Source organism: Micromonospora sp. HM5-17, assembly GCF_003762835.1.
GTDB lineage: Bacteria > Actinomycetota > Actinomycetes > Mycobacteriales > Micromonosporaceae > Plantactinospora.
In genome coordinates, this window is record NZ_RJWA01000015.1 from 16,248 (window position 1) to 41,878 (window position 25,631).

Annotated in this window: 23 protein-coding genes and 1 riboswitch; of the genes, 12 read left to right on the top strand and 11 right to left on the bottom strand. The window is 74.2% G+C overall.

Going from position 1 to position 25,631, the window contains the following annotated elements; genetic code table 11:
• Positions 1–51: 51 nt before the first annotated feature.
• The 4 genes from EF879_RS25745 to EF879_RS25760 form a co-directional block, all read right to left on the bottom strand.
• Complete coding sequence (locus EF879_RS25745) at positions 52–1,059, bottom strand: LuxR C-terminal-related transcriptional regulator (protein WP_123563058.1); 1,008 nt, start codon at positions 1,057–1,059, stop codon at positions 52–54.
• A 234-nt stretch (positions 1,060–1,293) separates the two neighbouring features.
• Positions 1,294–2,415 carry an N-acetylglucosamine-6-phosphate deacetylase gene (gene nagA, locus EF879_RS25750; RefSeq protein WP_123563059.1) on the bottom strand — a complete coding sequence of 374 codons (1,122 nt, stop codon included), beginning with the start codon at positions 2,413–2,415 and terminating at the stop codon, positions 1,294–1,296.
• Positions 2,416–2,483: 68 nt separating this feature from the next.
• Positions 2,484–3,443 carry an ROK family protein gene (locus EF879_RS25755; RefSeq protein WP_255420939.1) on the bottom strand — a complete coding sequence of 320 codons (960 nt, stop codon included), beginning with the start codon at positions 3,441–3,443 and terminating at the stop codon, positions 2,484–2,486.
• Complete coding sequence (locus EF879_RS25760) at positions 3,440–4,357, bottom strand: SIS domain-containing protein (protein WP_123563060.1); 918 nt, start codon at positions 4,355–4,357, stop codon at positions 3,440–3,442. Before EF879_RS25760 ends, EF879_RS25755 begins: the two co-directional genes overlap by 4 nt.
• Before the next feature lie 174 nt (positions 4,358–4,531).
• On the opposite strand from EF879_RS25760, the gene EF879_RS25765 reads away from it, so the two are divergent.
• From EF879_RS25765 to EF879_RS25780, 4 genes are all read left to right on the top strand, one after another.
• Positions 4,532–5,320 (top strand): DeoR/GlpR family DNA-binding transcription regulator, encoded by a 789-nt coding sequence (locus tag EF879_RS25765; RefSeq protein WP_123563062.1) that lies wholly within the window; start codon positions 4,532–4,534, stop codon positions 5,318–5,320.
• Positions 5,321–5,624: 304 nt separating this feature from the next.
• Complete coding sequence (locus EF879_RS25770) at positions 5,625–6,644, top strand: ABC transporter ATP-binding protein (protein WP_123563064.1); 1,020 nt, start codon at positions 5,625–5,627, stop codon at positions 6,642–6,644.
• A complete protein-coding gene (locus tag EF879_RS25775; protein ID WP_123563066.1) occupies positions 6,641–7,654 on the top strand; it encodes an ABC transporter permease subunit in 1,014 nt (337 codons plus the stop codon). The genes EF879_RS25770 and EF879_RS25775 overlap by 4 nt, the downstream gene beginning before the upstream one ends.
• Before the next feature lie 254 nt (positions 7,655–7,908).
• Positions 7,909–8,322, top strand: a complete 414-nt coding sequence (locus EF879_RS25780) for a DUF3263 domain-containing protein (RefSeq protein WP_123563068.1) — start codon at positions 7,909–7,911, stop codon at positions 8,320–8,322.
• Positions 8,323–8,414: 92 nt separating this feature from the next.
• Here the strand turns inward: EF879_RS25780 and EF879_RS25785 are convergent, their stop codons facing one another.
• A complete protein-coding gene (locus EF879_RS25785; RefSeq protein WP_123563070.1) occupies positions 8,415–8,627 on the bottom strand; it encodes a hypothetical protein in 213 nt (70 codons plus the stop codon).
• 204 nt (positions 8,628–8,831) lie between these two features.
• Here EF879_RS25785 and EF879_RS25790 point away from each other — a divergent pair, with 204 nt between their 5' ends.
• From EF879_RS25790 to EF879_RS25805, 4 genes are all read left to right on the top strand, one after another.
• The gene (locus EF879_RS25790) at positions 8,832–9,257 is read left to right on the top strand and encodes a molybdopterin-binding protein (RefSeq protein WP_123563072.1); all 426 of its coding nucleotides are present in this window, start codon (positions 8,832–8,834) and stop codon (positions 9,255–9,257) included.
• 95 nt (positions 9,258–9,352) lie between these two features.
• Entirely contained in the window at positions 9,353–10,258 is a 906-nt protein-coding gene (locus tag EF879_RS25795; protein WP_233604759.1) for a hypothetical protein, read from the top strand.
• Positions 10,259–10,361: 103 nt separating this feature from the next.
• Positions 10,362–10,961, top strand: a complete 600-nt coding sequence (locus tag EF879_RS25800; RefSeq protein WP_199736613.1) for a DUF4291 domain-containing protein — start codon at positions 10,362–10,364, stop codon at positions 10,959–10,961.
• Between the two features lie 171 nt (positions 10,962–11,132).
• On the top strand, positions 11,133–11,660 hold the full coding sequence (locus EF879_RS25805; RefSeq protein WP_123563103.1) for a GNAT family N-acetyltransferase: 528 nt from the start codon (positions 11,133–11,135) through the stop codon (positions 11,658–11,660).
• A gap of 102 nt (positions 11,661–11,762) precedes the next feature.
• On the opposite strand, the gene EF879_RS25810 is transcribed toward EF879_RS25805, so the two are convergent.
• Together EF879_RS25810 and EF879_RS25815 are read right to left on the bottom strand one after the other, a co-directional pair.
• On the bottom strand, positions 11,763–14,096 hold the full coding sequence (locus EF879_RS25810) for an AAA family ATPase (protein ID WP_123563076.1): 2,334 nt from the start codon (positions 14,094–14,096) through the stop codon (positions 11,763–11,765).
• A 37-nt stretch (positions 14,097–14,133) separates the two neighbouring features.
• Positions 14,134–14,553 (bottom strand): hypothetical protein, encoded by a 420-nt coding sequence (locus tag EF879_RS25815; protein WP_123563105.1) that lies wholly within the window; start codon positions 14,551–14,553, stop codon positions 14,134–14,136.
• 283 nt (positions 14,554–14,836) lie between these two features.
• On the opposite strand from EF879_RS25815, the gene EF879_RS25820 reads away from it, so the two are divergent.
• From EF879_RS25820 to EF879_RS25830, 3 genes are read left to right on the top strand one after another with little or no spacing between them, the layout of a single operon-like run.
• Complete coding sequence (locus EF879_RS25820) at positions 14,837–17,863, top strand: alpha/beta fold hydrolase (protein ID WP_123563106.1); 3,027 nt, start codon at positions 14,837–14,839, stop codon at positions 17,861–17,863.
• Positions 17,864–17,868: 5 nt separating this feature from the next.
• A complete protein-coding gene (locus tag EF879_RS25825) occupies positions 17,869–18,756 on the top strand; it encodes an ABC transporter permease (protein WP_233604760.1) in 888 nt (295 codons plus the stop codon).
• A gap of 60 nt (positions 18,757–18,816) precedes the next feature.
• Positions 18,817–19,743 (top strand): aminoglycoside phosphotransferase family protein, encoded by a 927-nt coding sequence (locus EF879_RS25830; RefSeq protein WP_123563079.1) that lies wholly within the window; start codon positions 18,817–18,819, stop codon positions 19,741–19,743.
• A gap of 118 nt (positions 19,744–19,861) precedes the next feature.
• Here EF879_RS25830 and EF879_RS25835 read toward each other — a convergent pair whose 3' ends face one another.
• The 4 genes from EF879_RS25835 to EF879_RS25850 all read right to left on the bottom strand — a co-directional run bounded on the left by EF879_RS25835 (position 19,862) and on the right by EF879_RS25850 (position 24,145).
• A complete protein-coding gene (locus tag EF879_RS25835) occupies positions 19,862–20,806 on the bottom strand; it encodes a PfkB family carbohydrate kinase (protein WP_123563081.1) in 945 nt (314 codons plus the stop codon).
• Positions 20,803–22,323: a cytosine permease gene (locus EF879_RS25840; RefSeq protein ID WP_123563083.1), complete on the bottom strand. Its 1,521-nt coding sequence runs from the start codon at positions 22,321–22,323 to the stop codon at positions 20,803–20,805. Before EF879_RS25840 ends, EF879_RS25835 begins: the two co-directional genes overlap by 4 nt.
• 86 nt (positions 22,324–22,409) lie before the next feature.
• Complete coding sequence (locus tag EF879_RS25845; protein WP_123563109.1) at positions 22,410–23,429, bottom strand: ADP-ribosylglycohydrolase family protein; 1,020 nt, start codon at positions 23,427–23,429, stop codon at positions 22,410–22,412.
• Positions 23,426–24,145 (bottom strand): GntR family transcriptional regulator, encoded by a 720-nt coding sequence (locus tag EF879_RS25850; RefSeq protein ID WP_123563085.1) that lies wholly within the window; start codon positions 24,143–24,145, stop codon positions 23,426–23,428. The genes EF879_RS25845 and EF879_RS25850 overlap by 4 nt, the downstream gene beginning before the upstream one ends.
• 234 nt (positions 24,146–24,379) lie before the next feature.
• Here EF879_RS25850 and EF879_RS25855 point away from each other — a divergent pair, with 234 nt between their 5' ends.
• Complete coding sequence (locus EF879_RS25855; RefSeq protein WP_123563087.1) at positions 24,380–25,462, top strand: hypothetical protein; 1,083 nt, start codon at positions 24,380–24,382, stop codon at positions 25,460–25,462.
• A 35-nt stretch (positions 25,463–25,497) separates the two neighbouring features.
• A riboswitch (SAM riboswitch) is annotated at positions 25,498–25,631 on the top strand.

Sequence of the window (25,631 nt, forward strand, 5' to 3'; positions counted from 1 at the left end):
CGGGACGGTCCGCGGTCGGCCGCCGGGCTCCGGGGTGGGTTGGCCGCCGGGCTATTCGTCCGGGTCGAGCCAGCCGAGCTGGACGGCGCGTACCCCGAGCTGCAGCCGGCTCTTGACGCCCGCCTGGTTCTGCAGGGCGGCGACCATCCGGCCCACCGTCCGCTCCGAGCAGCTCAGCTTCTTCGCCGCCGCCGCGTCGGTCGCGCCGTCGGCGAGCAGGGCCAGCAACTGCCGCTGCATCGGCGTCAGCTCACCGCGGTCCCCGGCCGTTCCCGCGTCGACCAGCGGCGTCGCCACCCGCCAGTACCGGTCGAAGAGGTCGCGCGCGGCCGCCACCGCACCGGCGCTGCGGACCTGTAACACGCCGGCCCGGTTGTCGGCCGGGTCGAGCGCGATCACCACATAGTCGTCGTCGACCACGAACAGCCAGACCGGCAGCGCCGGCACCGTCCGGATCTGCACGCCGTGGTCCCACATCTGACGCGCGCCGTCGAGCAGGGGCTTGCGGAAGGTGATGCTGTCCAACAGCACCAGTCGTACCGCGGCACCCCGCCGGGCGACCTGCACCGCGAGTTCCTCCGCCGGGCGGTAGTCGGTGTCGTCTGCCAGCCCCGGCGGTGCGCCCGACGCGCCGAGTACCTGCACCGAGATCCGGGCGGTGACCGCGATGTGTTCCAGACAGGCCCAGGCGGCGTCCGGGCCCTCATGCAGCTGTACGTTGTCCGCCTCCCACGAGCCGAGGCCGGGAAACTCGGCGGCCAGCGCGTCGACGGCGGCCCTGCCCCGCTCGACGCGCTGCTGGTGCGCCAGCAGTTCGGCGCGGGCCCGGGCGAGCAGCGGCCCGAGCGCGCGGCCCGGTGACACCGGGACGAAGCGGTTCTGGTCCTGTAGGGACCGGCGCAGCAGGCCCAACGTCACCATGCGCTCCAGCCGCTGGCCGATCTGTGACTCGGGTTCCGCGAGCCGCGCGGCGAGCTCCGCCACCTGCGTGCGCGGTTCGCGCAACAGGAGCCGGTACAGGATCTCGTCGGCGGGATCGATGCCCAGGTCCGAGAGCACTCGTGTCACACCATCCCAGCGAGCCAATGCCGTCTCCGGCATGTCGCCCTGCGATCTCGGCGTGGCCCCCAGCATAGGGGAGCAAGCGTCCCGGCTCGGCCCGGTACGACCCCGGGCGGGAGCGGACCGGCGCCGATCGAACCGGACCGCCGGACGGGTCGCCGGGTGGGGATGGATCCGACGAGGGGTGATGGCGTCCCGGGTCGGGTGGCCCTTCGGATCGACGAGGTCGGCTCAGTCGACCCAGGTGCCGCCGCGCATCACCCGGACGACGTTCAGATTGTCGTCCAGCACCACCAGGTCGGCGCGCAGCCCCGGCATCAGGGCTCCGACCCGCTCGCCGAGCCCGATCGCCCGCGCCGGGGTGGTGGCGGCCATCCGGCAGGCGTCGACCATCGAGATCCCGGCCGCGACCACCTGGCGTAGCGCCGCGTCCATCGTCAGGACACTGCCGGCGATCGCTCCCGGCGTGCCGTCGGACGTGGCCAGCCGGGCCGTCCCCTCGGCGACGACGACGGGCTGCCCGCCGAGCTCGTACGTGCCGTCCGGCATCCCGGCCGCCTCCATCGCGTCGGTGACCAGCGCGGCGCGGTCCGGGCCGGCGACCCCGGCGGCGAAGGCGAGCGTCCCCTGGTGCAGGTGTATGCCGTCCGCGATCAGCTCGCAGACCACGTTCGGCGAGCCGAGCAGCGCGAAGACCGGGCCGGGCTCGCGGTGGTGTGGTCCGCGCATCCCGTTGAACAGGTGGGTGGCGACGGTCGCCCCGGCGATGATCGCCGCGCCGGTCTGCTCGTAGGTGGCGTCGGTGTGCCCGACCGCCGCCACCACCCGGCGGGAGACCAACAGCTCGATCGCGGCCAGCGCGCCCGGCAGCTCCGGGGCGAGGGTGACCATCCGGACCGCCCCGCCGCCGAGGTCGAGCAGGTCGGTGAGTTCGCTGAGCGACGGGTCGCGGAGGAAGGCGGGGTTCTGCGCGCCGCACCGTACCGTCGACACGTACGGCCCCTCGTAGTGGATGCCGGCCAGCACCCCCTCGGCCACCAGCGGCGCGAAGGCCGCGGTGGCGTCCCGCATCAGTTCGTACGGCGAGCTGACCAGGCTGGCCAGCAGCGTGGTGGTGCCGTGCGCCAGGTGGAACGCCGCCGCGCTCCGGGCCGAGTCGGGGTCTCCGGTGGTGAAGGTGTGCCCGCCGCCGCCGTGGGTGTGGATGTCCACGAAGCCGGGGACGATCCAGTGCCCGTCCCGGATCGACGGGTACTCCGCGACCGCGGTGATCCGGTCGCCGTCGAGTTCCACACAGCCCTGCCGGATGACGCCGGTCGGGGTCACCACCTTGCCACTGACCCGGACGGTCACGTTGTCTCCTCGCTTTGCTCGTTGTCGCCGGTACCGGGCGGGTCGACCGATGACCCCGCCGCGCCCGGTCACCGGGTTTCTAGGGTTTCGAGGGCGTCGAGGGCGAGCAGGGCGGCACCCAGGCAGCCCGCCTCGTCGCCGAGGGCCGCGCGTCGCAACCGGGGCACCGTCTGGAAGGTGAGTCGTCGTCGCAGCGCGGTCCCGAGCGGGTCGAGCAGGTCGGCGCCGGCCTCGGCGAGCCCGCCGCCCAGGACGACGACCTCGGCGTCGTACAGCGCCTGGGCGATGGCCAGGCCGTCGGCCAGGGCCTCGACCGTCTCCCGCCACACCTGTCGGGCGGCCTCCTCGCCACCGACCGCCCGGTCGACCACGTCGGCGGCGGTCGCCGCGGCACCGGTCAGGGCCGTGTAGCGTCGGCCGACCGCGGCGGCCGAGGCGACCGCCTCCAGGCAGCCGAGCGCCCCGCAGCCGCAGCGCGGCCCGCCGGGGCGTACCACGATGTGGCCCAGCTCCCCGGCGGCGCCGTGTGCGCCGGCGAAGGCCGACCCGTCGACCACGTGGGCGGCGGCGATGCCGGTGCCGATGGCAACGAAGAGCACGTGCCGGGTACCGCGCCCCGCACCGAGCCGCGCCTCGGCGATCCCGCCGGCCCGGACGTCGTGGCCGAGCGCGGTGGGCAGGCCGAGTCGCGTGCCGAGCAGGGCGCGCAGGGGTACGTCCCGGAAGCCGAGGTTGGCTGACCAGACCGCCGTACCGGTGGCCTCGTCGACCACTCCGGGCACCACGACGCCCAGCGCGAGCGGGGTGAGGCCGTCGGCCCGGGCCTTGGCGGCGAGGCCCTCGGCGACGTCGAGGATGCTCGCCACCACGGCGGAGGGCCCACGCTCGGCTCCGGTGCGGTGCCGCTCGGCGTGCACGGTGCCACCATCGGGCCGGACCAGGGCGCACTTCATCCCGGTGCCACCGACGTCCAGTGCGACGACGACGTCGGTGGGCCGGTACGGCGCCGGGGTGGCCGGGCCGGTCACGTGAGCACCACGGACCGGGTGAGGTGCCGGGGCGTGTCCGGGTTGAGCCCGCGCCCGGTCGCCATGGCGACCGCGAAGCGCTGGGCGAGGATCAGGTCCGCCATCGGGTCCAGCGGCGGCCGGCCACCGACCACCGCGTACGCACCGTTGGTCCGGCTGTGGATGAACGCCGCGCCGGTGGCGGCGATGTCCTCGGCGAGTCCGGCCGGGACCTCGCCGAAGGCCCAGACCAGGCGGCCGGGGGCGGCGATCGAGATCGGCCCGTGTCGGTAGTCCATCGCCGGGTACGCCTCGGCCCAGCAGGTGGCCGCCTCCCGGCACTTCAGCGCCGCCTCGTACGCGATACCGACCGTCCAGCCGCGGCCGAGGAAGGTGATCTGCTCGACCCGGGCGGGGTCGAACGGCAGCGGGGCGCGGACCGCGACCTCGGCGTCGGCGGCCAACGCGGGAACATCGGTGCCGAGATGCGCCCGGAGCAGGGCGAGGGCGCTGGTGGCGAAGCGGGTCTGCACCACCGAGCGCTCGTCGGCGAAGGGGAGCGCCACCGTGTCGGCGGCGAGGTCGACGGCGGGGGAGCCGGGGTCACCGACGAGCACCGTGGTCGGCCGCCGCCCGCGTAGCGCGGTCAGGACGTTGAGGACCTCGGTGGTGGTGCCGGACCGGGTGATCGCGACCACCCGGTCGTACGGCCGGTCGAGGGGGAACTCGGAGGCCTGGAAGGCGTCGGTCTCGCCGTGCCCGGCCCGTTCCCGCAGCACGGCGTAGGCCATGGCCATGAACCACGAGGTGCCGCAGCCGACCACCGCGACCCGCTCTCCGGGGCGGGGCAGCGCGGCGGCGGAGCTGGCGGCCAGGGCCGCGGCCTGTCGCCAGCACTCGGGCTGGCTGTTGATCTCCGCATCGACGTGGCCCATGACAGCTCCTGCGCAATACGGCTCGGTTCATTGGTATTTCGAGCGTCATTCTGCGCGAAGGTTCTCGTTGGTCGCAACCACGTGCAGTTTCGCGCAAGACTTGGTTTTGCGGGCGCATCTTTCGCGCACTATCGTGCACGCAGTCGTCACGCCGTACGCAGCCGGAGGTTCACGGTGGACCGCTACGCGAGGTGGAACGCGCTCCTCGAACTGCTGACCGAGAGCGGTCGCGTCACGGTCGAGGACGCGGCCACCCGGCTCGGGGTCTCGCAGGCGACCATCCGGCGCGACTTCGACCAGCTCGCGCAGCAGCAGATGATCACGCGTACCCGGGGTGGGGCGGTCGCCAACGGCGTCTCGTACGACCTGCCGCTGCGCTACAAGACGGCCAAGCACTCCGCCGAGAAGCAGCGGATCGGCGCGGCCGCGGCCGCGCTCGTCGCCCCCGGCATGGTGGTCGGGCTCAACGGCGGCACCACCACCACCGAGGTCGCCCGGGCCCTCGCCGTCCGCCCCGACCTGAACAGCAGCAGCGCGGACGGCGCCCAGCTCACCGTGGTGACGAACGCCCTGAACATCGCGAACGAGCTGCTGGTCCGATCCCGGATGAAGATCGTGGTGGCCGGCGGGGTGGTCCGGCCGCAGTCGTTCGAGCTGGTCGGCCCGCTGGGTGGGGCGCTGCTGCGGGAGGTCACCCTCGACATCGCGCTGCTCGGGGTGGACGCCATCGACGTCCAGCTCGGGGCGGCGGCGCACCACGAGGGCGAGGCGTCGATGAACAACCTCATGGTGGCACGGGCCAAGCGGGTTGTGATCATCGCCGACTCGTCCAAGCTGGGCGGCCACGCCTTCGCCCGGATCTGCCCCGTGGAGCGGATCGAGACCCTGGTCACCGACTCGGGCGCCGACCCGGCGACGGTCCGGTCCTTCCAGGACGCCGGCGTGCAGGTCATCTGCGCCTGACGACTGGCGTCGTTCGCGCCTGACGGTGCCGGGCCATCCCGCCTGATGGTGCCGGGCCATCGTTCAGCGGGCACGCCATCCACAAGAACAACGCGCCCGACGGCGCCGGCGTCGCGACGCTCGCCGCCCTGGTCGTCCCGCACCGGCGGTCGTTGCCATGCGCGCTCCGGTGCCTGCTCCGGCATTCCGGCCCCGTGTCCGCCGGTGGTTCGCGGCGCGCCGGTACCCCGCATAGCAGGGTAGTACGCAAAGCGATGGTACGGTGTTTCCGACATCGACATCAGGCGTCGGCAGAGAGGCCACAATGGCTCCCGTACTGGAGATCGAGGGTCTGCGAAAGACCTACCGGAGTAGACGCCGCGGTGAGCGGCGTGCCCTGGACGGTTTCGACATGGTGGTCGAGGAGGGCCAGGTGCACGGCTTCCTCGGTCCGAACGGCTCGGGGAAGACGACCACCCTGCGGACGCTGCTCGGGCTGATTCGGCCCGACGGTGGCCGGATGGCGATCCTCGGCCAGGAGGTGCCCGCGGCCCTACCGACGGTCGCCCGCCAGGTTGGCGCGATCGTGGAGAGCCCGCAGTTCTTCCCGCACTTCTCGGCCGAGGACACGCTGTCGCTGCTGGCCGGGGCCGGCGGGGTGCCGCAGCGGCGGGTGATGGAGGTGCTGGAGCTGGTCGGTCTGCGTGAGCGGGCCAGGGAGCGGGTCAAGACGTACTCGCTCGGCATGAAGCAGCGGCTCGCCGTCGCCTCCGCCCTGCTGAAGGACCCGAAGCTGCTGATCCTCGACGAGCCGGCCAACGGGCTCGACCCGGGCGGTATCCGGGAGATGCGGACCCTGGTCCGCACCCTCGCGTCCGGCGGAATGACCGTGGTGTTCTCCAGCCACATCCTCGCCGAGGTGCAGCAGATCTGCGACTCGGTCACCATCATCTCGCTGGGCCGGCGGGTCGCCGCCGGACCGGTCGCCGAGGTGCTGGCCCAGCACTCCAACAGCGGTCTGCGGGTACGGCTGGAGGCGGTCACCGACCTGCCCACCGCCGCCGACCTGCTCACGCGGGCCGGTGTCCAGGTCACCCCGGCCGACGACCACCTGATGGTCTTCGGCGTCGACAAGCCGGCCACGGTCACCCGCGCCCTCGCCGAGGCCGACCTGTACGTCAGCGAACTCGCCCCGGTCACGGCCGACCTGGAGAGCGTCTTCCTGGAGCTGACCGCCACCGCGCCGGTTCCGGGGCGGCACCGACAGGTCGACCAGTCCGTCGTGGTCGGCGGCCAGGCCGGTGCCGCCGTGTCCGACCAGACCGCTCGGGGGTGGGGAGAGTGAGCCTCTACAGGACCGAGCTGCGTCGGCTGCGTAAGCGCCGCTTCATCCGGTACCTGGCCCTCGGCGGACTCCTGGTGCTGGCTGCGGTGACGGTCGGGATGTTCCTCACCAACCAGAAGATCGGGCCGAAGCAGATCGCCGCGGCGGAGCGCCGTGCGGAGCAGGAGTGGCGGCAGCACGTCGCATTCACCGAGCAGTACCGCGCCCAGTGCGAGACGGCCAGGGCGGCGGGGACCGCGGGAGACGAGTTCCCCGAGGACTGCGCGGAGATCGAACCGGCGTCCCGGGAGTCGTTCGATCCGGAGGGGTTCCTGCCGTCGACGTTCGACTTCCGTAACGAGTTCGGCGTCACCCTCACCACCCTCACCGCCGTGCTCGCCCTGGTCGCCTTCATCGCCGGGGCCTCCTTCGTCGGGGCGGAGTGGAGCAGCGGCGGGATGATGAACCTGCTGCTCTGGCGACCGCAACGGATCCGGGTGCTCTTCACCAAGCTGGCCGCGCTGCTCTCCGCGTTGGCCGGGCTGGCGGTGGTCGCCAGCGCGCTCTGGACGGTGGCGTTCTGGGCGATCGGCACCTACCGGGGTACGACCGAGAACATGACCTCGGGCGCCTGGCAGTCGTTCGGCCTGACCGAGCTGCGCGGATTGGTGCTGGTCCTGGTCGCCGGGACGCTCGGCTTCGGGCTCGCGTCGCTGGGCCGGCACACCGCCCTCGCCCTCGGCGGGGCGCTCGGGGCGATGGTGGTGGGCCAGTTCGGCCTGGCCCTGGTGCTGTCGTTGGCGGGTACGAGATTCGTCGATGCGTGGCTGCTGCCGACGTACGTGCGGGCCTGGATGGAGAAGAAGGTCACGCTGCTGAACTGGCAGGTCTGCCAGGTGTCGTACGGCGGGGAGTGCCAGCCGGAAACCTTCGACATCACCTGGCAGCGCTCGGCGATCCTGTTCGCCGTCGCCGTGGTGCTGGTGCTGGGCGGCGCGACCTGGGCGATGCGCCAACGGGACATCACCTGACGAGCCCGGACCGATCGGGGGTGGGGCGGGACAGGTGGGACGACCGGGGGGTGCGTCCCGCCCGTCCCGCCCCGGCGGCCGCCACCCGAGCCAGCCCCGTACGCCGGGCCGAGCCCGCGGCCCGGGCCGCGCCGCGCGGTCCCGGGCCGACCCTGCCGTCCGGGTAGGGGCGCGGCGGCCGGTGCGGTGGCGACCGGTGATGGCTACCCTGGGGAGCTGTCCGTAGGTCGTGTGTGTCCCGCCCGGAGGAGCGCATGAGGTATGCCGACGCGCCCGCCGGCGACGAGGCCGGCGATGCCGCCGGACGGGAGCGGCCGATCCGCGTCCCGCAGCCGCGCACCGAGCCGGAGCCGGCCGCGCCAGCGGATCCGGGCGATCCGGCGGACCTGCCCGAGGCGTCGGCTTCCGAGCCGGGGCGGTCGGCGGCGGGTCCCGGGCCGACGCTGACCGACCGGGAGCGGGAGATCCTGGCGTTCGAGCGACGCTGGTGGCGCCATGCCGGGGCCAAGGAGCAGGCCATCCGGGACGCCTTCGACATCTCGGCGACCCGCTACTACCAGATCCTCAACGGTCTCCTCGACAATCCGGCCGCCCTCGCCGCCGAGCCGGTGCTGGTCGCCCGGCTGCGTCGGCTCCGAGCGGCCCGCAGCCGCGGTCGGGGCCGCTGAGTACCCTCGCGGTCACCCGGCACCGCCCTGGCCGAGCAGGCCCCGCGTTGCTCCGGCCCAGCGAGGTGAGGACCACGCCGGCGGAGTGCGGGTCACTTCTCGTACGTCCGCAGCCCGTTGCCGAGCGCGATGAACGTGGGCGCCCACTCGCCGATGAAGATGCCCCACCGGTCGGCCCGGTCGATGCCGGCCTTCTCCATCTGCTTCGAGAGCAGCCAGGTCAGGAACGACAGCCCGATGCTGGCCACTCCCGCCAGGTACATGTGCTCGGCGCGCAGGCCCATCTTGTGCAGGTGCTCCACCATCGCGATCCCCCTCGCGCTAACCCCCTACGACCGACGCTACCGTCCGTGACCGGTTGTGGCCGGCAGGTTTGCCGAGACCGGAGCCGGTGGGCTCCCACCGCCGGCCCATCCATATCGCAGTTGCCAGGCTGAGAGCGCTACCGCGACGCAGATGCGATGCCTTTCTGCTGTTCACCGCGCAGCCGCGAGGGTTATGGTCTCCGGGTGAGCCTGTTTCGGATCGGTGAGGCCGCCGAGTTGCTCGGCGTCAGCCCGGACACGGTGCGGCGGTGGATCGACTCCGGCCGGCTCGCCGCCGAGCGTGACTACCAGGGGCACCGCGTCATCGAAGGCCGCGACCTCGCCGCCTTCGCCCGGGCCCAGGCCGCCGGGCCGGACGAGCGGTCCGACGCCTCCTCGGCTCGTAACCGGCTGCGCGGGATCGTCACCGCGATCACCAGGGACACCGTCATGGCCCAGGTCGACATCCAGGCCGGGCCGTTCCGGATCGTGTCGCTGATGACCCGGGAGGCCGTCGACGAGCTCGGCCTGGAGGTCGGTTCGGTGGCGGTGGCGGTGATCAAGTCGACGACCGTGGTGGTGGAACGGGCCGCCCCCACCGTGGCGGGGCGCGCCAGGAGTGGTTCGTGAGCCTACGACCGCGGTGCCGTCCGGGCCGCCGTCTCCCGGGCACCGACTGAGCCGGTCCGCTACCCGGCGGCGATTCGGCACGGTAGACAGAGGGCATGATGCGTGTCCGCTCGGCCTCGGCGCCCGCTCCGGGCAACCCCGAGAACGAGGACCACGTCTTCCGGTACGGGGACCTGATCGGCGTCCTCGACGGGGCGACCGTACCCGAGGGCTTCGACACGGGTTGTGTCCACGGGCCGGCCTGGTACGTCCGGCAGCTCGCCGCGCGGATCGGGATGGCCGCCGCCGAACGGCCGGCTGCGGCGCTGACCGGGAACCTGGCCGCCGCCATCCTGGCGGTCCGGGCCGACCACGGCGGGCGGTGCGACCTCGACCATCCCGGTACCCCGTCGGCCACCGTCTGCCTGCTCCGCTACGGCGGTGACCACCTCGACTACCTGGTTCTCTGCGACAGTCCTCTCGTGCTGGACCTCGGCGAGCGGATCGAGGTGATCTCGGACGACCGGCTCGCGGCGGCCATGGCCGACCTGCGCCGTCAGGTGGACAGCGACGCGGAGCTGGGCGCGGAGGCCGACCGGGCGACCCGGTTCCGCCGGGCGGTGACCCTGCAACGGGCGCGGATGAACCAGACCCACGGCTACTGGGTCGCCGCCGCCAACCCCGACGCCGCCCTACACGCCCTCACCGGGAGCTGCCCGCTGACCGGCCCGGACCGGGTACGCCGGGCCGCGCTGCTCACCGACGGCGCCGCCCGGGCCGTGGAGCGGTTCGGTCTCTTCGACTGGCGCGGTCTGCTCGACCTGCTCGGGTCCGCCGGTCCGGGCGAGCTGATCCGCCGGGTCCGGCTGGCCGAGGCCGACGACGGCCGACGGTGGGCCGGCGGCAAGCGGCATGACGACGCCACCGCCGTCCTCTGCGAGTTCGACGAGAGCGCCGCGCCGCCTGGTCCGTCCGCGTCGGCGGCGGTCGCCGGCGTCGGGCCGGACGGTGGCGGTCGCTGACCATTCAGCCGGCGACCCGCAGGGTGGCCGAGGGCCGGTGCCCCGGCCCCGGTACGGCGATAATCGGTGGCCTTGGCCGACGTCGGTCACGAGGATGGGCGGCGTGTCCGTCCCCTCCCGGCAGATCCGGGCCACGTACACCGCTGAGACGATCACGGTCTATCAGGCGTACCCGCCATCGATCGCGGTTGCGGCGCTCGCGCACGGCAGGTTCGTGCCGCCGTTCAGGCGGGAGCGAATGACCTGGATCAAGCCGTCGTTCCGCTGGATGATGTACCGCTGTGGCTGGGCCCGTAAGCCTGGGCAGGAGCGGGTGCTGGCGATCGAGATCACCCGAGCCGGATTCGCCTGGGCCCTTGGCCGGTCCTGCCTGAGCCACTACGACCCGGACCGGTATCCCAGCCGGTCCGCCTGGGCCGAGCGGCTCAAGACGAGCCCGGTACGGGTGCAGTGGGATCCGGAACGGTCGCTGGACCTGCGGCCGTTGGACCACCGGTCGATCCAGGTGGGGCTGCGCGGCGAGGCCGTCGCCCGGTACGTCGACGAGTGGATCGTCACGATCACCGACGTCACCGCCACCGCGTACGCGATCCACGCCGCGCTGGAGCGCGGCGACCGGGAGGCGGCGGCCGCCCTGCTGCCGCCCGAGCGGCCGTACCCGCTGTCCGCGGAGCTGGCGGCGGCCGTGGGCGCGGCTGGCTGAGGTTCGTCCCGGATACCGGCCGCCTGCCGCGGTAAACCAGCCGGGCCGGTGGCGTGCCCGCCACGACCAGCCAACCGGCCGGTGGCACGCCCGGCGCGAACCGGGTCGCCCGAACGGAGCGGACCGGGCGAACCGGTGGACGTGACCGGCCCCGGCGAGAAGCATCGACTCGTGACCCGCGAGGTACGGCTGACGCCGCTCGACGAGCAGCTGCTCGAACCGCTGCTCTCGGTGGCGGTCGCCGAGGCCGAGCCGGATGAGGTGATGCCGCCGGTCGACGCCCCCGCCGGCTGGTCACGGGCGCGGATGGACGCCTTCCGGCAGTTCTACCGGGCGCACTTCGGCGGGCTGGACGGCCCGACCGGCAACCTGATGTACGCGATCGTCCAGGACGGCGACGTGGTGGGCATGATCCGGCTGGGGCGGGTGCGCGGCGAACCCGACACGCTGGAGACCGGACTATGGCTGGGCAAGTCGACCCGGGGCCAGGGGATCGGGCTGATCGCGTTGCGTCTGGCGCTCGCCGAGGCGATCCAGGCCGGGGCCTGCCGGGTGGTCGCCGACACCCGGTCGGAGAACCTGCCGGCGGTCAGCCTGCTGCGCCGGTGCGGCGCGGTGCTCGACTCCGACGGGGCGGCGGTCCGCGCCGAGATCCGGCTCGGGGTCACCGAGGACGTGGACGCGGTCGACGCCGGGTGAGCGGGCCGAACCCGCGGACGGGGCCGGGCCGACGTGCGGGACCGGGAGGGCCTGTTGGAGCGGCTGGGCTCAGCCGGGTTGCCGGGTCGCCGCCCGCGTGGCTCAGTGCCGGGCGGCGTACCCGGCCAGCCAGGCGACCTGGGCCGGGTCCAGGGACGGACGGACCCGCTCCCGGGCCGCCGCCACGTGCCCGGCCCGTACCGTCGTCGCCTCCAGCGACTCGCGCATCGCGGCCAGCGCCGCCTCCCGGATCAGCGCCGCGCAGTCGGCCGCGGAGAAGCCCTCCAACTCGGCGCCGAGCGCCGCCAGGTCCACCTCGTCGGCCAGCGGCACCGACCGGGCGACCGCCCGGAGGATCTCGGCGCGCGCGGCGCCGTCCGGCGGTGGGACGTACACCAGCCGTTCCAGCCGACCCGGGCGCAGCAGCGCCGGATCCACCAGGTCCGGGCGGTTCGTCGCACCGACCACCACCACGTTCCGCAGTGGTTCCACCCCGTCCAACTCGGTCAGCAGGGCGGCGACCACCCGGTCCGTCGTACCGCCGTCGGTCGCCTGCCCGCGGACCGGGGCCAGCGCGTCCACCTCGTCGAGGAACACCAGCGTCGGCGCGGCGTCCCGGGCCCGCCGGAACAGCTCCCGGACCGCCCGTTCGCTCTCGCCCACCCACTTGGAGAGCAACTCGGCGCCCTTCACCGACAGCACGTTGGCCCGGCCACTTCCGGCGAGCGCACTGACCAGGTACGTCTTGCCACAGCCGGGCGGGCCGTAGAGCAGCACCCCACGCGGGGGTTGTATGCCGAGTCGGGCGAAGGTGTCCGGATAGGTCAGCGGCCAGAGGACCGACTCGGTCAGCACCTCCTTCACCTCGGCCATGTCCCCGACGTCGTCCAGGGTCACCCCGGCCAGTTCCAGCGTCGACGACTCGGCCATCGAGGTCGGCCGGACCACCTCCCGCGCGGCGGCGAAGTCGGCCATCGCCACGGTCGGCGCCGTCGCCTCCTTCTGGCGCAGCGCCGCGCGTACCCCGGCCTCGCGTACCAGTGCGGCCAGGTCGGCGGCGACGAATCCCGGTGTCCGGGCGGCGACCTCGTCCAGCCGGACGTCCTCGGCGAGCGGCATTCCCCGGGTCAGCACCGTCAACTGCTCCCGGCGCAGCGCCGCGTCCGGCAGCGGTACGGCGATCTCCAACGACAGCAGGTCCGGGGCACGCAGTGCCGGGTCCACCGCCTCGGGGCGACTGGTGGTGCAGACCACGGCCGTACCGGCCCGGACGGCCGTGCCGAGGAGTTGCCGAAACACCGTGGTGACCGGCCCCGGGGCGTCCCGGGGGGCGAGCGCCTCGACGTCCGCGACCAGCAGGACGGCCGGTGTGCCGTCCCGGACCGAGGCGAACGCCGCCCGGAGCCGCGCTGCGGCGGCATCGGTGGTCAACGCGGCGAGTTCGGGCGCCCAGAGCGCCACCACTCGGGCCCCGACCGCGCCCGCGACGGCCCGGACCAGCGCCGACTTGCCGGACCCGGCCGGTCCGGTGACCAGGACGCCGAGCGAGACCGTGGTACCGAGCCGGCCGAGCACCTCGCGGTGGTGGAAGCCGAGGTCGAGCAGTTCGGTGAGTTCCTCCGCCTGGGTCCGCAACCCGGGCAGGTCGTCCAGCGTCGGGGCGGCGGGCTCGGGTTCCGTGGTCGGCTCTGCTCCCGTCGCCGGCCCGGTCGCCGGGCCCGGTCGCGCCACCCCGGCCGCTTCACCCACCCCGGTCCGCGCCAGCCCGCCGGTCGGCCCCTCGCCGTGGGTGACCTGGCCGCCCTGCCAGCCGACGATCGTGTCCATCGTGACCAGCACCGAGATCGGCTCGGGTACCTCCGGCCCCGGGGTCCCACCGTCCGGCCCGGCGCCCGGTGCCGGCTCGCGGCGGTCGGCCGGAACCGCCTCGGTGACGGTGAGCAGCGTGCTCGTCCAGGCGTACCCGACCGTGTTGGCGAGACTGCGTCGGGCCGCCTCGACCAGGGTCCGGACCGCCGCGTCCGGCAGGACGTCCTGCGGCAGCAGCGAGACGTCGTCGCCCGTGGTCACGACCTTGCCGAGCAGCGCGAGCCGGAGCATCTCGGGCGAGACGGCGGCGACGATCTCGACCGGGCCGGTCAGCAGCACCCGGTGCGCGGCGACCACCGGGGCGGGGGCGACGCCGACCTGGCTGCCGTCCCGGACCCCCAGGTTGCCGAGGATCAGATCGTCGGCGTAGAGCAGGGCGCGGCTCGCGGTCGGCTCGGCTCGGGCGACGATCCCGGCGGTCACCCGGCGGCCGGTCAGCCGGACCGGATCACCCGGGCGCAGCCCGAGCGCGGCCAGCACCTCGGGGTGCAGCCGAACGATGCCCCGGCGGGCGTCCAGCGCCGCCGGCCGGAGACTGGCGGTGAGGGTGAGATCCGGAGCCGTCACCGGCCGAGAGTACCGCCACCGTCTCGTCGCTCCCCGCTCACCGCCCACCGTCGTCGGGGCCGAGCAGCGACGGGTCGCGCCGGATCATCTCGACGACCCGGGCGGCGGCGGCGTCGGCGGGCGACGGCTCCTCCGCGACCGTCCAACCCGGCACGGTACGCACCGACATCGGCCAGGAGTGCGGCGGTTGTCCCGCGACCGGCAACGCCGGCTCCGCGGCCGGGCGGACGGTCACCGCGCCGTCCTCCCAGGCGACGTGCACGGCGGAGATCTTCGGCCCGTCGGCGACCCACATGGTGACGGCGACCGCCGGATGCTGGGCGACGACGCGCTGCACCGCCTCGGTCACCTCGTCGACGGGTGATCCGGTGCGGGCTGCCGCCTCCTGGGCCAGCCGTCGCTGCAACGCCTCACGCCGCTCCATCCGGGCCAGCGCGTCGTCGAGTTCGCCCCTCATCGCGTTCACCCTCCCGGCCAACCGCAGGCCACCCGGCCGTACTGTCGCGGGCTCAAGTCTCTCGCTGTCGGATCGCGCGATCCAGCGTCCGATCAAGCACGATGAGTAAGGTATGTCGTACCGAGAGTCGATCTCGGGTATTGGGTGGGACGAGCGGGACCTGAGGTCCGATGATCCGCGCCCGCCGGACCGTGGGCAGGTCGTGGCGGGTCCGGCCCGTCCGGGGCATCGCGGTCAGTCCGGTCTCAGCCCGCCCTCAGCGTCCGGGTCGTACGGTGTGCTCATGCCCTCCCTCCTCCTGGCACGGCTGCGCCGTGCCCTGCGTCCGGGCGCCGGCCGTGGGCCGGACGGTGTCCGCACCGGGTCGGGTGCGTCGGCCGGGTCGGACGGCGCGCGGTCGGTGGCCCGGGCCGGGCGCTGGCGAAGGCGCCTGACCCGGCGTCGGGTGATCGCCGGCTCGACCGCGCTCGGGTTGGCCGCCGCGGCGGTGGGCTGGGCGGTCTGGCCCGAACGGACCTCCTGGTCGGCCACTGACGCAGTGATCACCGTCCACTCCGGACCAGACGGCACCGAACCGGTGCAGCTCGACACCACCTTCTTTCTGCCACACGCGGCAAGCGCCGCGCATCCGGTACCGGCGGTGCTGCTCGCGCACGGCTTCGGCGGTACGAAGCAGTCGGTCCGCGCCGACGCCGAGGACCTGGCCGACCTCGGGTACGCCGTGCTGACGTACACCGCGCGGGGGTTCGGGCGCAGTGGTGGGCAGATCCACCTCGACCATCCCGACTACGAGGTACGGGACGCCTCCCGGCTGCTCGACTGGCTCGCCCAGCGGCCGGAGATCCGGACGGACGCCTCCGGCGACCCCCGGGTCGGCGTGGTCGGCGGCTCGTACGGCGGCGGTCTCGCCCTGCTGCTCGCCGCCCACGACCACCGGGTGGACGCGATCGTCCCCATGGTCACCTGGCACGACCTGGCCCGGTCGTTCCTGCCGGAGTCGACCGGCCGGGACCCGGTCGACGGGGTCTTCAAGAAGGGTTGGGCCGGCCTCTTCTTCGGCAGTGGCGGCATGACCGGCCCCGGCGGACTCACCGCACCCGGCGACGCCACCGGGCCCGGGAGCGGGCCGGACGGCACCGAGGCCGGTGACCCCGCGGAGCGGGAGCCGGGCGCCGGCACACCTCCCGGCGCCGCGGGCGGCGACCCGGCCTGCGGTCGCTTCGCCGCCGACGTCTGCGCGGCGTACCTCAGGATCGCGACCAGCGGACGGGCCGATGCCGACGCGGTGGCGCTGCTGCGGCGCTCCAGCCCGGCCGGGGTCCTCGACCGGATCACCGCGCCGACGCTGCTGATCCAGGGCGAGGCCGACACCCTCTTCCCGCTCTCCGAGGCGGACGCCAACGCCCGGGGGATCGCGGCGAACGGCACACCGGTCCGGGTCGCCTGGTTCACCGGCGGGCACGACGGCGGCAACGGACCGCAGAGCGACCAGGACCGGATCCGCTACCTGACGGCCCAGTGGCTCGACCACTACCTCAAGGGGACCGGCCCGGCGCCGTCCACCAGCTTCACGTGGTCCCGGATCGCCGGCTTCGACGCCCTCGACCGGGGCCTAATCGCCTCCGGCTTCACCACCACCGCCTACCCGGGAATCACCGGCACCTCGCGCGTCCGCGTCCCGGTCGCCGGCCCGGCGCAGCGGATCGCCAACCCGCCCGACGGCAACCCGGCGGCGATCTCGGCGCTGCCGTTCGCCGGCGACCTCTCGGCGCTCCTCGACCGGGTGACCGGGGACCTGCCCGGGCAGCACGCCCGGTTCGAGTCCGCGCCGTTGACCGAGGCGGTCGACGTCGTCGGCGCGCCGACCGTGCGGATCCGGGCCGCGTCGCCGACCGGCGAGGCCGTCCTCTTCGTCAAGCTCTACGACGTCGACCCGGACGGGCCGGCGACGCTCGCGAACGGCCTGGTCGCCCCGGTACGCCTCACCGGCCTTCCCGCCGACATCACCGCCGCCCGGCCGGTCGGGGTGACCCTGCCGGCGATCGTCCGCCGGATCGAGGCCGGGCACCGCCTGCGGATCGTCGTCGCCACCGCCGACCAGGCGTACGCCACCCCGGCCGAGCCGGTCACCTACACCGTCGCCCTCGGTGATTCCGCGCCGGCCGGCGCCGCACCCGGGAACAGCGCCGCCGCGGCGCCCGCGCCGCTCACCGGGGCCGAGGTCTCGCTGCCGACCGTCGCGGGCGAGCCGATCGCCACCTCGGCGGCGGTCTGGCGCTGGGTCCTGGTCGGGCTGCTCGCCGCGATCGTCCTCGGGCTCGTCGTGCTCGTCGCCGTCCTCCGCCGCCGGCACCGCCGCCAGGACACCTCGGTGGTCGCCGAGTACGCCGACACCCCGCTGGTCGTCCGCGACCTCCGCAAGGAGTACGCCGACGGCTTCGTCGCGGTCTCCCGGATCGGCTTCGAGGTACGGCGGGGCCAGGTGGTCGGCCTGCTCGGGCCGAACGGCGCCGGCAAGACCACCACGCTGCGGGTCCTGATGGGGCTGACCCGGCCGACCGCCGGGGAGATCTACGTCTTCGGGCACCGGCTGACCCCGGGCTCGCCGGTGCTCTCCCGCATCGGCGCGCTGGTGGAGGGGCCGGGATTCCTGCCGCACCTGAGCGGGCTGGAGAACCTGCGGGCGTACTGGCGGGCGACCGGGCGGCCATGGGAGGACGCCCACCTCGACGAGGCGCTGGAGATCGCCGGGCTCGGCGACTCGGTGCACCGGAAGATTCGCACGTACAGCCACGGCATGCGACAGCGGCTGGCGATCGCCCAGGCCATGCTCGGCCTCCCGGAACTGCTGGTGCTCGACGAGCCGACCGACGGGCTCGACCCGCCGCAGATCGCCGAGATGCGGCGGGTGCTGCGCCGGTACGCCACCGACGGCCGCGCGGTGCTGGTCTCCAGCCACCTGCTCGCCGAGGTCGAGCAGACCTGTACCCACGCGGTCGTCGTCCACAAGGGCCAGATCGTCGCCGCCGGGGCGGTGGAGGAGATCGTCGGCGAGTCGCCGAGCACCCAGTTCGACGTCTCCGATCCGGAGGCGGCGCGGGCCGTCCTGGACCGGTTGTCCGGGGTACGGGTGCTGCCCGGGACCAACGGCGCCCTGGTGGTGGACACCAACGGCACGGCGCGCAGCGAGGTGGTGGCCGAGCTGGTCCGGGCCGGGATCGCGGTCGACCGGGTGGTGCCCCGGCGCCGCCTGGAGGACGCGTTCCTCGCCCTGGTCGGCGAGAACTCACGGGGAAGCGGGGACCGGTGATGGCCATGACGGACCTCAGGCGCGAGACCGCGCCGGACGCGGCCGGCGGGGCGCGGGGCTACCGTCCCCGGGCGACGCTCTCGGTCGGCACCGAGTGGCGTCGACAGGCGTCGCGGCGGCGTACCCGGTTCGCGCTCGGGTTCATGGTGCTGCTGCCGCTGATCATCCTGGTCGCGTTCCAGTTCGACCGCGCCGGGGACGACGACAACGGCGGCGGCGAGTTCGCCAGCCTGATCGAGATGGCCACCTCGGGCGGGCTCAACTTCGCCCTCTTCTCGATCTTCGTGTCCGCGTCGTTCCTGCTCGTTGTCGTGGTCGCGCTGTTCTGCGGCGACACGGTGGCGAGTGAGGCGAGCTGGGGGAGCCTGCGGTACCTGCTGGCCGTACCGGTGCCCCGGGCCCGGCTGCTGGCGGTGAAACTGGTGGTCGCGCTCGGGTACTCACTGCTGGCGCTGCTGCTACTGGCCGGCACCGCCCTGCTGGTCGGCACCCTCCGGTACGGCTGGTCGCCGCTGCGCAGCACGGTTGCCGCGCAGATCCCGCCCGGGGAGGGGCTGCTGCGGCTGCTCGGGATCCTCGGCTACCTGGCGGTGGTGCTGCTGGCCGTGGCCGGGCTGGCGTTCCTGCTCTCGGTGACCACCGACGCCGCGCTCGGCGCGGTCGGTGGGGCCGTGCTGCTCTGGATCCTCTCCAGCATCCTCGACCAGATCACCGCGCTCGGCGCGCTGCGCGGCCTCCTGCCGACCCACTACGCCAGCGCGTGGCTGGGGCTGCTGTCCACACCGGTGCAGACCGACGACATCGTCAAGGGGGCCATCTCGGCGACCTGCTACGCCACCGTCTTCTGGAGCCTCGCTTTCTGGCGTTTCACCCGCAAGGACGTCACCTCCTGACCACGGCGGGAGGCGCGCCCGGCGCCCGTGCCCCACACGCCGCGCCGTATCGTCGCCGCCATGGCTCTGGACGGGCTGACCCGGAACGTCGTGACGGTCTGGGGCGAGGACGGCCGGCGGTGGCTCGCCAATCTGCCGGCGACCCTGGCCCGGACCGTCCGGGACTGGGAGCTGACCCCCGACGGCGGGGCGTACGAGCTGTCGTACCACTACGTCACGGCGGTGACCTGCGCCGACGGCACTCCAGCCGTCCTCAAGCTCGGGGTGCCCAGCGGTGACTCGCTGCGGACGGAGGCGCCGGCGCTGCACGCCTGGGCCGGCCGGTGCGCCGTACGCCTGCTCCGGGCCGACCTCGACCGTGGCGCGCTGCTGCTGGAGCGGGCCGAGCCGGGCGGGCGGCTGCGCGACCTGGTGCCGACCCACGACACCGAGGCGACCTCGGCCGCGGCGGCGATCATGCGCCAGCTCGCCGTACCGCCCCCGCCGGACTGTCCGCTGCCGGACCTGCTGACCCTGGTCGGTGGCCTGGACCAGTACGTCGCCGCCCACGGCGACGGCGGCCCGCTGCCGGGCGACCTCGTCGTCCGGGCCGCCGGGCTGATGCGGGAACTCTGCGCCTCGGCTCCGGCCCGCGTGGTGCTGCACGGCGACCTGCATCACGACAACATCCTCCGGGCGACCCGGGAGCCGTGGCTGGCGATCGATCCGCACGGGTTCGTCGGCGATCCCGGCTACGAGGTCGGGGCGCTGCTCTACAACCCCGAGCCGGACGACCGGGATCCGGCGCTGACCGCGTTGGTGCCGGCCCGGGTCGAGCAGCTCGCCGACGAACTGGCGATGCCGGTCGAGCGGGTCGTCGCCTGGGGTTTCGTCCAGGCGGTGCTGTCGGACGTCTGGACCGCCGAGGACTGGCGGCCCGGCGCGCCCTCCCCGGCCAGCCGGGCGCTGGACGTCGCGTACCTGCTGCTGCCCCGGCTTCCCGAGTAGCCGTGACGCCACGAACAGCCGTGACGCCACGAACAGGACGACGCCCCGATGTTCACCACCCGCCACCCCGGCCGAAGCTGACGACGCACGCCCCGGCCCGCACCGCCCGGTGCGTCCCTCAGCCGAGGCTGTCGGCGTGGGCGGCGAGCAGGCGGTCGACCTCGTCCGCGGTCGGGGCGGTGGCCGGGCCGCGCCGGGTGACCGCGAGCGCGGCGGCGGCGTTGGCCCGCCGTACCGCGGCGACCGGATCGAGACCCTGGGCCAGCGCGGCGGCGAAGGCGCCGACGTGCGCGTCGCCCGCGCCGTTGGTGTCCACCACGGCCACCGGGAAGGTCGGTACCACCACGGGCGTCCGGTCGCCCGCCGCCAGCAGCGCCCCGTCCGGCCCGGTCCGGACCACCACGCCGCCGGTCCGCCCGGTCCGGGCCGCCAGCGCCGCCGCGGCGGCGGCCGGCTCGGCGAGGCCGGTCAGCAGCCGTGCCTCCCGTTCGTTGCAGCTCCACCAGTCGGCCCGGGCCAGCACCGGGTCCAGCACCGGCCTCGGGATCTCCGCCACCAGCGGTCCGGGATCGACGATGACGGCGACCTCCGGGGGGAGCATGCCGAGCCACGTGGCCAGCGCCGGCCCGTTCACCGCGTACGCGAGGCTGTAGCCGGTGACGTAGACCTGGTCGCCGGGGCGCGGGACGATCCGGGCCAGGTCCGCGGGGCCGAGCCCGGCCTCGGCACCGGCGCTGGTGGCGAAGGTACGCTCCCCGCTGGGTTCGACCATCACCACGCTGAACCCGGTGTCCCGGTCCGACAGCCGGGGCTGCACGACCTCGATCCCCTCCTCGGCCAGCCGGGCCCGGGCCAGGTCTCCGAACGGGCCGGTGCCGTGCATTCCGGCGTACGACACCGGCAGGCCCTGTCGCGCGGCGGCGACCATCACGTTCAGCCCGCCCCCGACGGTGATGTGGCTCTCCGAGGCCAGCACGTCACCCCCGGGTTCCGGCAGTCGGGGCAGGTACATCACCACGTCGACGATGACGTTGCCGGTGTGCACCAGCCGGCCCGCGGTCACGGCCGCACCTCGGCCGGTTCGACCGCGTCGCCGCCCAGGCCGTCCGCGACCGACCGGGCCGACGGGACGGACCGGCGGGTGTCGACGGCGGCGGCCAGCAGGTACAGCCCGCCGGCCACCGCGAACGCGGCCACCCAGCCGAGCCCGTTGCGCCCCATCCAGGAGTCCGCGAGCGGACCGGCGAACCAGACGTCGTCCGCCGAGGTGGAGGCCGTGGTGAAGAGCAGGCCGACGACGGTACCGGCGAGCCAGGGCAGTGCCGCCGACCAGCGGACCCCGCCGTGCGCCCAGTAGACGCTGCCCCGGCCGGTGTCCATCAGGCCACGCGGGTCGTACTCCCGGCGGAACAGCATGTCGACCAGGAAGACCGCGACCCAGGCGGTGATCGGTACGGCGAGCAGCGAGATGAAGGTGATGAACGGCCCGTAGAAGTTCTCGGCGATCAGCATGAAGTAGATGCCGCCGACGAGGGTGAGGACGATGTCCAGCCCGACGGCGACCACCCGGCGGGCCCGGATGCCGAGGGTGATCATGGTCAGGCCGGCGGAGTAGACCGAGAGGTTGTTCGACAGCAGCAGCCCGCCGAACGCGGCGAGCAGGTACGGCACCGCCATCCAGGACGGCAGCATCACCTGGATCGCCGAGACCGGGTCGCTCGCCGAGGCGAGGCTGTCGTCGCCGGCCGAGAGGAGGCCGCCGAGCCCGATCAAGAGGAACAGCGGGATGCCGGCGCCGACCGAGGCGGCCGCGATGATCCGTCCGCCCGGCACCTGTCGGCGCTGGTAGCGGGCCATGTCGGCGCCCGCGTTCGCCCAGCCGATGCCGGTGCCGGCGGCGATCACGCCGATGCCGGCGACGACGACGCTGAGCGGGGCGGCCGGGGCGTGCAGCACCGCGTCCCAGTCCACCCGGGTGACCAGGAAGGCCGCGACGAGGACGTTGAGCGCGCCGAAGAGGTACGTCGCCCACTGCTGGACCACGACCAGGGTGGCGTGCCCCAGACCGGAGACCACCAGGGTCAACACCACGAAGACGAGCAGGCAGAGCACGGTCAGCACCGGATTCGGCCGTACCCCGACGACGATGTCGAGCAGCGCGAGCAGCGCGTACGCCGCGGTCGTGGTGTTGACCGTCTCCCAACCCACCCGGGACAGCCAGGAGACCAGCGTCGGCCCGTGGTTGCCGCGCGGGCCGAAGACCGCCCGGGACAGGGTCATGCTCGGCGCGCCGCCCCACTTGCCGGCCACGCTGATCACCCCGACCAGCGCGAACGATCCGAACGAGCCGATCGCGGCGACGAGCAGCGCCTGCCAGATGTTCATGCCACGGAGCGCGACCAGGGTGGCGCCCAAAGGCAGCCCCAGGATGGAGATGTTCGCCGCGAACCAGACCCAGAAGAGCTGGCCCGGCCCGCCGGTGCGCTCGCCGGAAGGTACCGGCTCGATGCCTCGGGTCTCGATGGCACCGACACGGTTGCTGTCGACCGGAGCGGTTCCGGCCAGTTCCGTCGCGGACATCCTTGTCCTGCCTTTCCCTGTGGGCGCGCTGCCCTCGGTGTCTCCTGTGCGTTCTCCTACGGGTGTCGCGTCCCGCGACCTCGACGTCATCCCGACCGCCGCCGAAGCGCGAGCAGGTCGTTCGCCAGTTCGGTCAGTGGAAGGTGGTTCACCGCGTCGATGGTGTGCCGCGCGGTGCCGGGGAAGCCGTCGACACCGTGTCCGGCTCCGGCGATGGCGCCGACCATCGCGGCGATGGTGTCGCAGTCGCCGCCGAGGCCGGCGGCGAGCAGGCACGCCTGCCAGGGGTCGTCGGGGTGCACGGCGAGGACCGCGAAGGCGGCCGGTACCGACTCCTGGGTCGCCACACTCGTGCCGACCAGCCGGTAGATCAGGTCACCGGCCTCGTCCGGAGCTCGGCCGGCGACCAGCCGGGTGGCCCACTCGATCCGGTCCGCCACGTCCGCGGCGGCGACCCAGTGACCGCGGGTGGCGGCGATCCGCGCGGCGCGGACCGCCGTCCCGGTCGCGGTCGTCGGGTCGGCGCCGTCCAGGCCGGCGCTGACCGCGGCCGCGACCGCGGCGGCCCCGGCCAGCGCGACGCCGGTGTTGTGGGTGACCCAGCTCGCCTCGACGACCCGCGTCACGAGCCGGTCCAGGTCGGCCACGGGTACGGCGACACCGACCGGCGTGATCCGCATGGCGGCGCCGTTGGTGGTGCCGAAGCGGCCGGCCTCCTCGATCGGGCGGCCGGCGGACACGGCGGCGACCGCGGCCCGGGTCGACGGGCCGAGCAGGTCCAGCGACCCCCGGCGGCGCATCTCCTCCTCCCAGGCGAGCAGCTCCCGGGCCAGCCGGTGCCCGTCGACGCGACCACCGCCGGCGACCAGCAGCCGGCCCAGCAGCATTGCCTGCTCGGTGTCGTCGGTGACCGCGCCGGCCGGCATGCCGGGGGCGATCGGCTGGTCGCTCGGCCCCGGCTCGAAGCCGGTGAGTCGGCCGTACCGCCGGCGGATCAGGTCGCGGGACAGGGACTGGGTCGGCATGCCGAGGGCGTCGCCGACAGCGAGCCCGGTGAGGGCGCCGAGTGCCCGGGCCTCGACCGACGTGCCGGTCCGCGCGCTCATGCCGGCCACTCCCCGAACCGCAGACGCAGCCGGAACCGCTCAGGGTCGAGCAGGCTCTCGACGTGTTCGACGAAGTCGCCGTTGGGGGCGTGGCTGAGCCGGCGGGTGTGCAGGTACGGCTTGCCCGGTACGCAGCCGAGAAGCTCGGCGTCGGCCTCGCCGACCCCGGTCAGCTCGACCCACTCCTCGCCGTACGCCGGCACCAGGCCGGCGGCGTGCAGCTCCGCGTAGAGGGAGCCGGTCAGGCCCCGGTCGGGCAGGTCGCGCAGTCGGCCGGTGGCCGGGATGCGGCTCCGTTCGATCGAGATGGCCGGGCCGTCGACGAGTGACCGGAGCCGGTCCACGGCGACGTACTCGGCCGTGGGCAGGCCGAACCGTTCCGCCAGCTCGGGCTCGTGCACCCGCTCCAGGCGGAGCACCCGTACGGTCGTCGGCACCCCCTGCGCGGCCAGCGCCCGCGCCCAGCCGAGCCGGTCGTCGAGCGGCCGGCCGTCGAAGGTGACGAAGGAGCCCTTGCCGGAGTGGGTGGAGATCAGCCCGCGCCGGCCGAGCTCGGTGAGGGCCTGGCGGACGGTCGTCCGGCTCACCGCGAACCGCGCCGCGAGCGCGTGCTCCCCGGGCAGTCGCGCCCCGTGGGCGAACTGGCCGGCCCGGATCTGCTCGGCCAACTCGTCGGCGATCCGCTGGTGTTTCAATCGGATGACCTGTCCAGACATGTCTAGCACCCTAGCCCTGAGCTGTACGTTCGACAACAGCTGGCTCGGCCGAGGGCTTCCCGGGCTCGGTCGCCGGCGACCGGGCCACGCCGGCGGGGTCGATTCGCCCGCCGGGGCCCTGCACGGCACGGATGCGACGTACCGCGGTCAGAGAGGCAGGTCGCGGTGAAAAGCGGTCCGGCCCGTCGCCGTTCCCGACTCCCACCGCGGCGGCGGGTCGCCTAGCCTTGGCCCGTGGCCCGCGTCGTACGCCTGCTGGGCGCCGCTTTCCTGCTCGCCGGCTGGATCGGGTTGGGCCTGGCCCTGGCGCTGGTCACGCTCGACGCGAGCAGGTACGAGGGATACCGGCCGGATCCGTCCGAGCTGATCAACGCCGCGACGCTGGTCGCCGCCGTCGCGGGGCTGCTGCTCGGGTACGTCCACGGGGTCCGTACCCGGGAACCGGGCGGCGTGCCCGGCGTGCCGCGGCGACTAGCGGTGCTGCTCGCCGTGGCGGCGGTGGTGGCCGCGCTCCACCTGCTGGCCAACGACCTCCTCTACCGGTACGTCGTCCCGCTCCCCGCGGACCTGCGCAACAACCGGACCTCCCCGGTCGGGTTGGTGGTGTCCGGCCTCGGGTTCCCCCTGCTCGCCGCGCTGCTCGGCTTCGGTGTCGGGCTGCTACGCCGCCGCGTCACCGGGTCCGCCCCGACGGACGCCGGACGGCCGGCCAGCACGTGGCGCTGGTGGGTGCTCGTCGTCGCGGTCGGTGCGGTCGGGCTGTTCACGGCGCCCGAGTTCGTCCGGGTGGGCGCCGAACTCGCCACCACGCGGTTCGGGGGCAGCCTGGCGAGCACCGCCAGTGGGGAGCGGGCGACCGTGTGGCTGCCGTCGGGCCGGTACGCCGTCTACCGGAGCTACGGCGGCACGATGTCCGCGGTCGCCTGCGAGCTGACCGGCCCGGACGGGCGCGCGCTGGCGCTGGCCAGGCCGGCGGTGGTCTTCACCGACAACAGCGACAGCGCCGTCACCATGCTGCTCGGCACCTTCGACCTCGACTCGGCGGGTGAGGTGTCGCTGTCCTGTCGCGATCGTCCGGGCGACACGTTCGATATCGGGTTTCCGCCGCGGATCCGTGGCCCGCTGGAGCCGCTGGTCTATGCCCCCACGGCGGTGCTGCCCGGGATCGGGTTGCTGCCCGGGGTGGTGGCGGCCGGGGTGCTCCTCGTCCGTCGCCGCCCGCCGCGTCTCGGCGCGCCGGAGGGGCCGGGCGGCGAACCTCAGGAGATTGCTCACACCGAGCCCCCGAGCCGGGACAGCGAAGGGCGGGGTACGTAGACTGGGCGAACCGTAAACTGAGCGGACAACTTCATACCTCATCCAGAGGGGCTGAGGGACACGGCCCGGTGACGCCCCGGCAACCACCCGCCGTCTCGACGGCGAGTAGCGGCGCGGCAGGTGCCAATTCCGTCCCCGTCGCATCGTGCGGCGTAGGGAAAGATGAGAG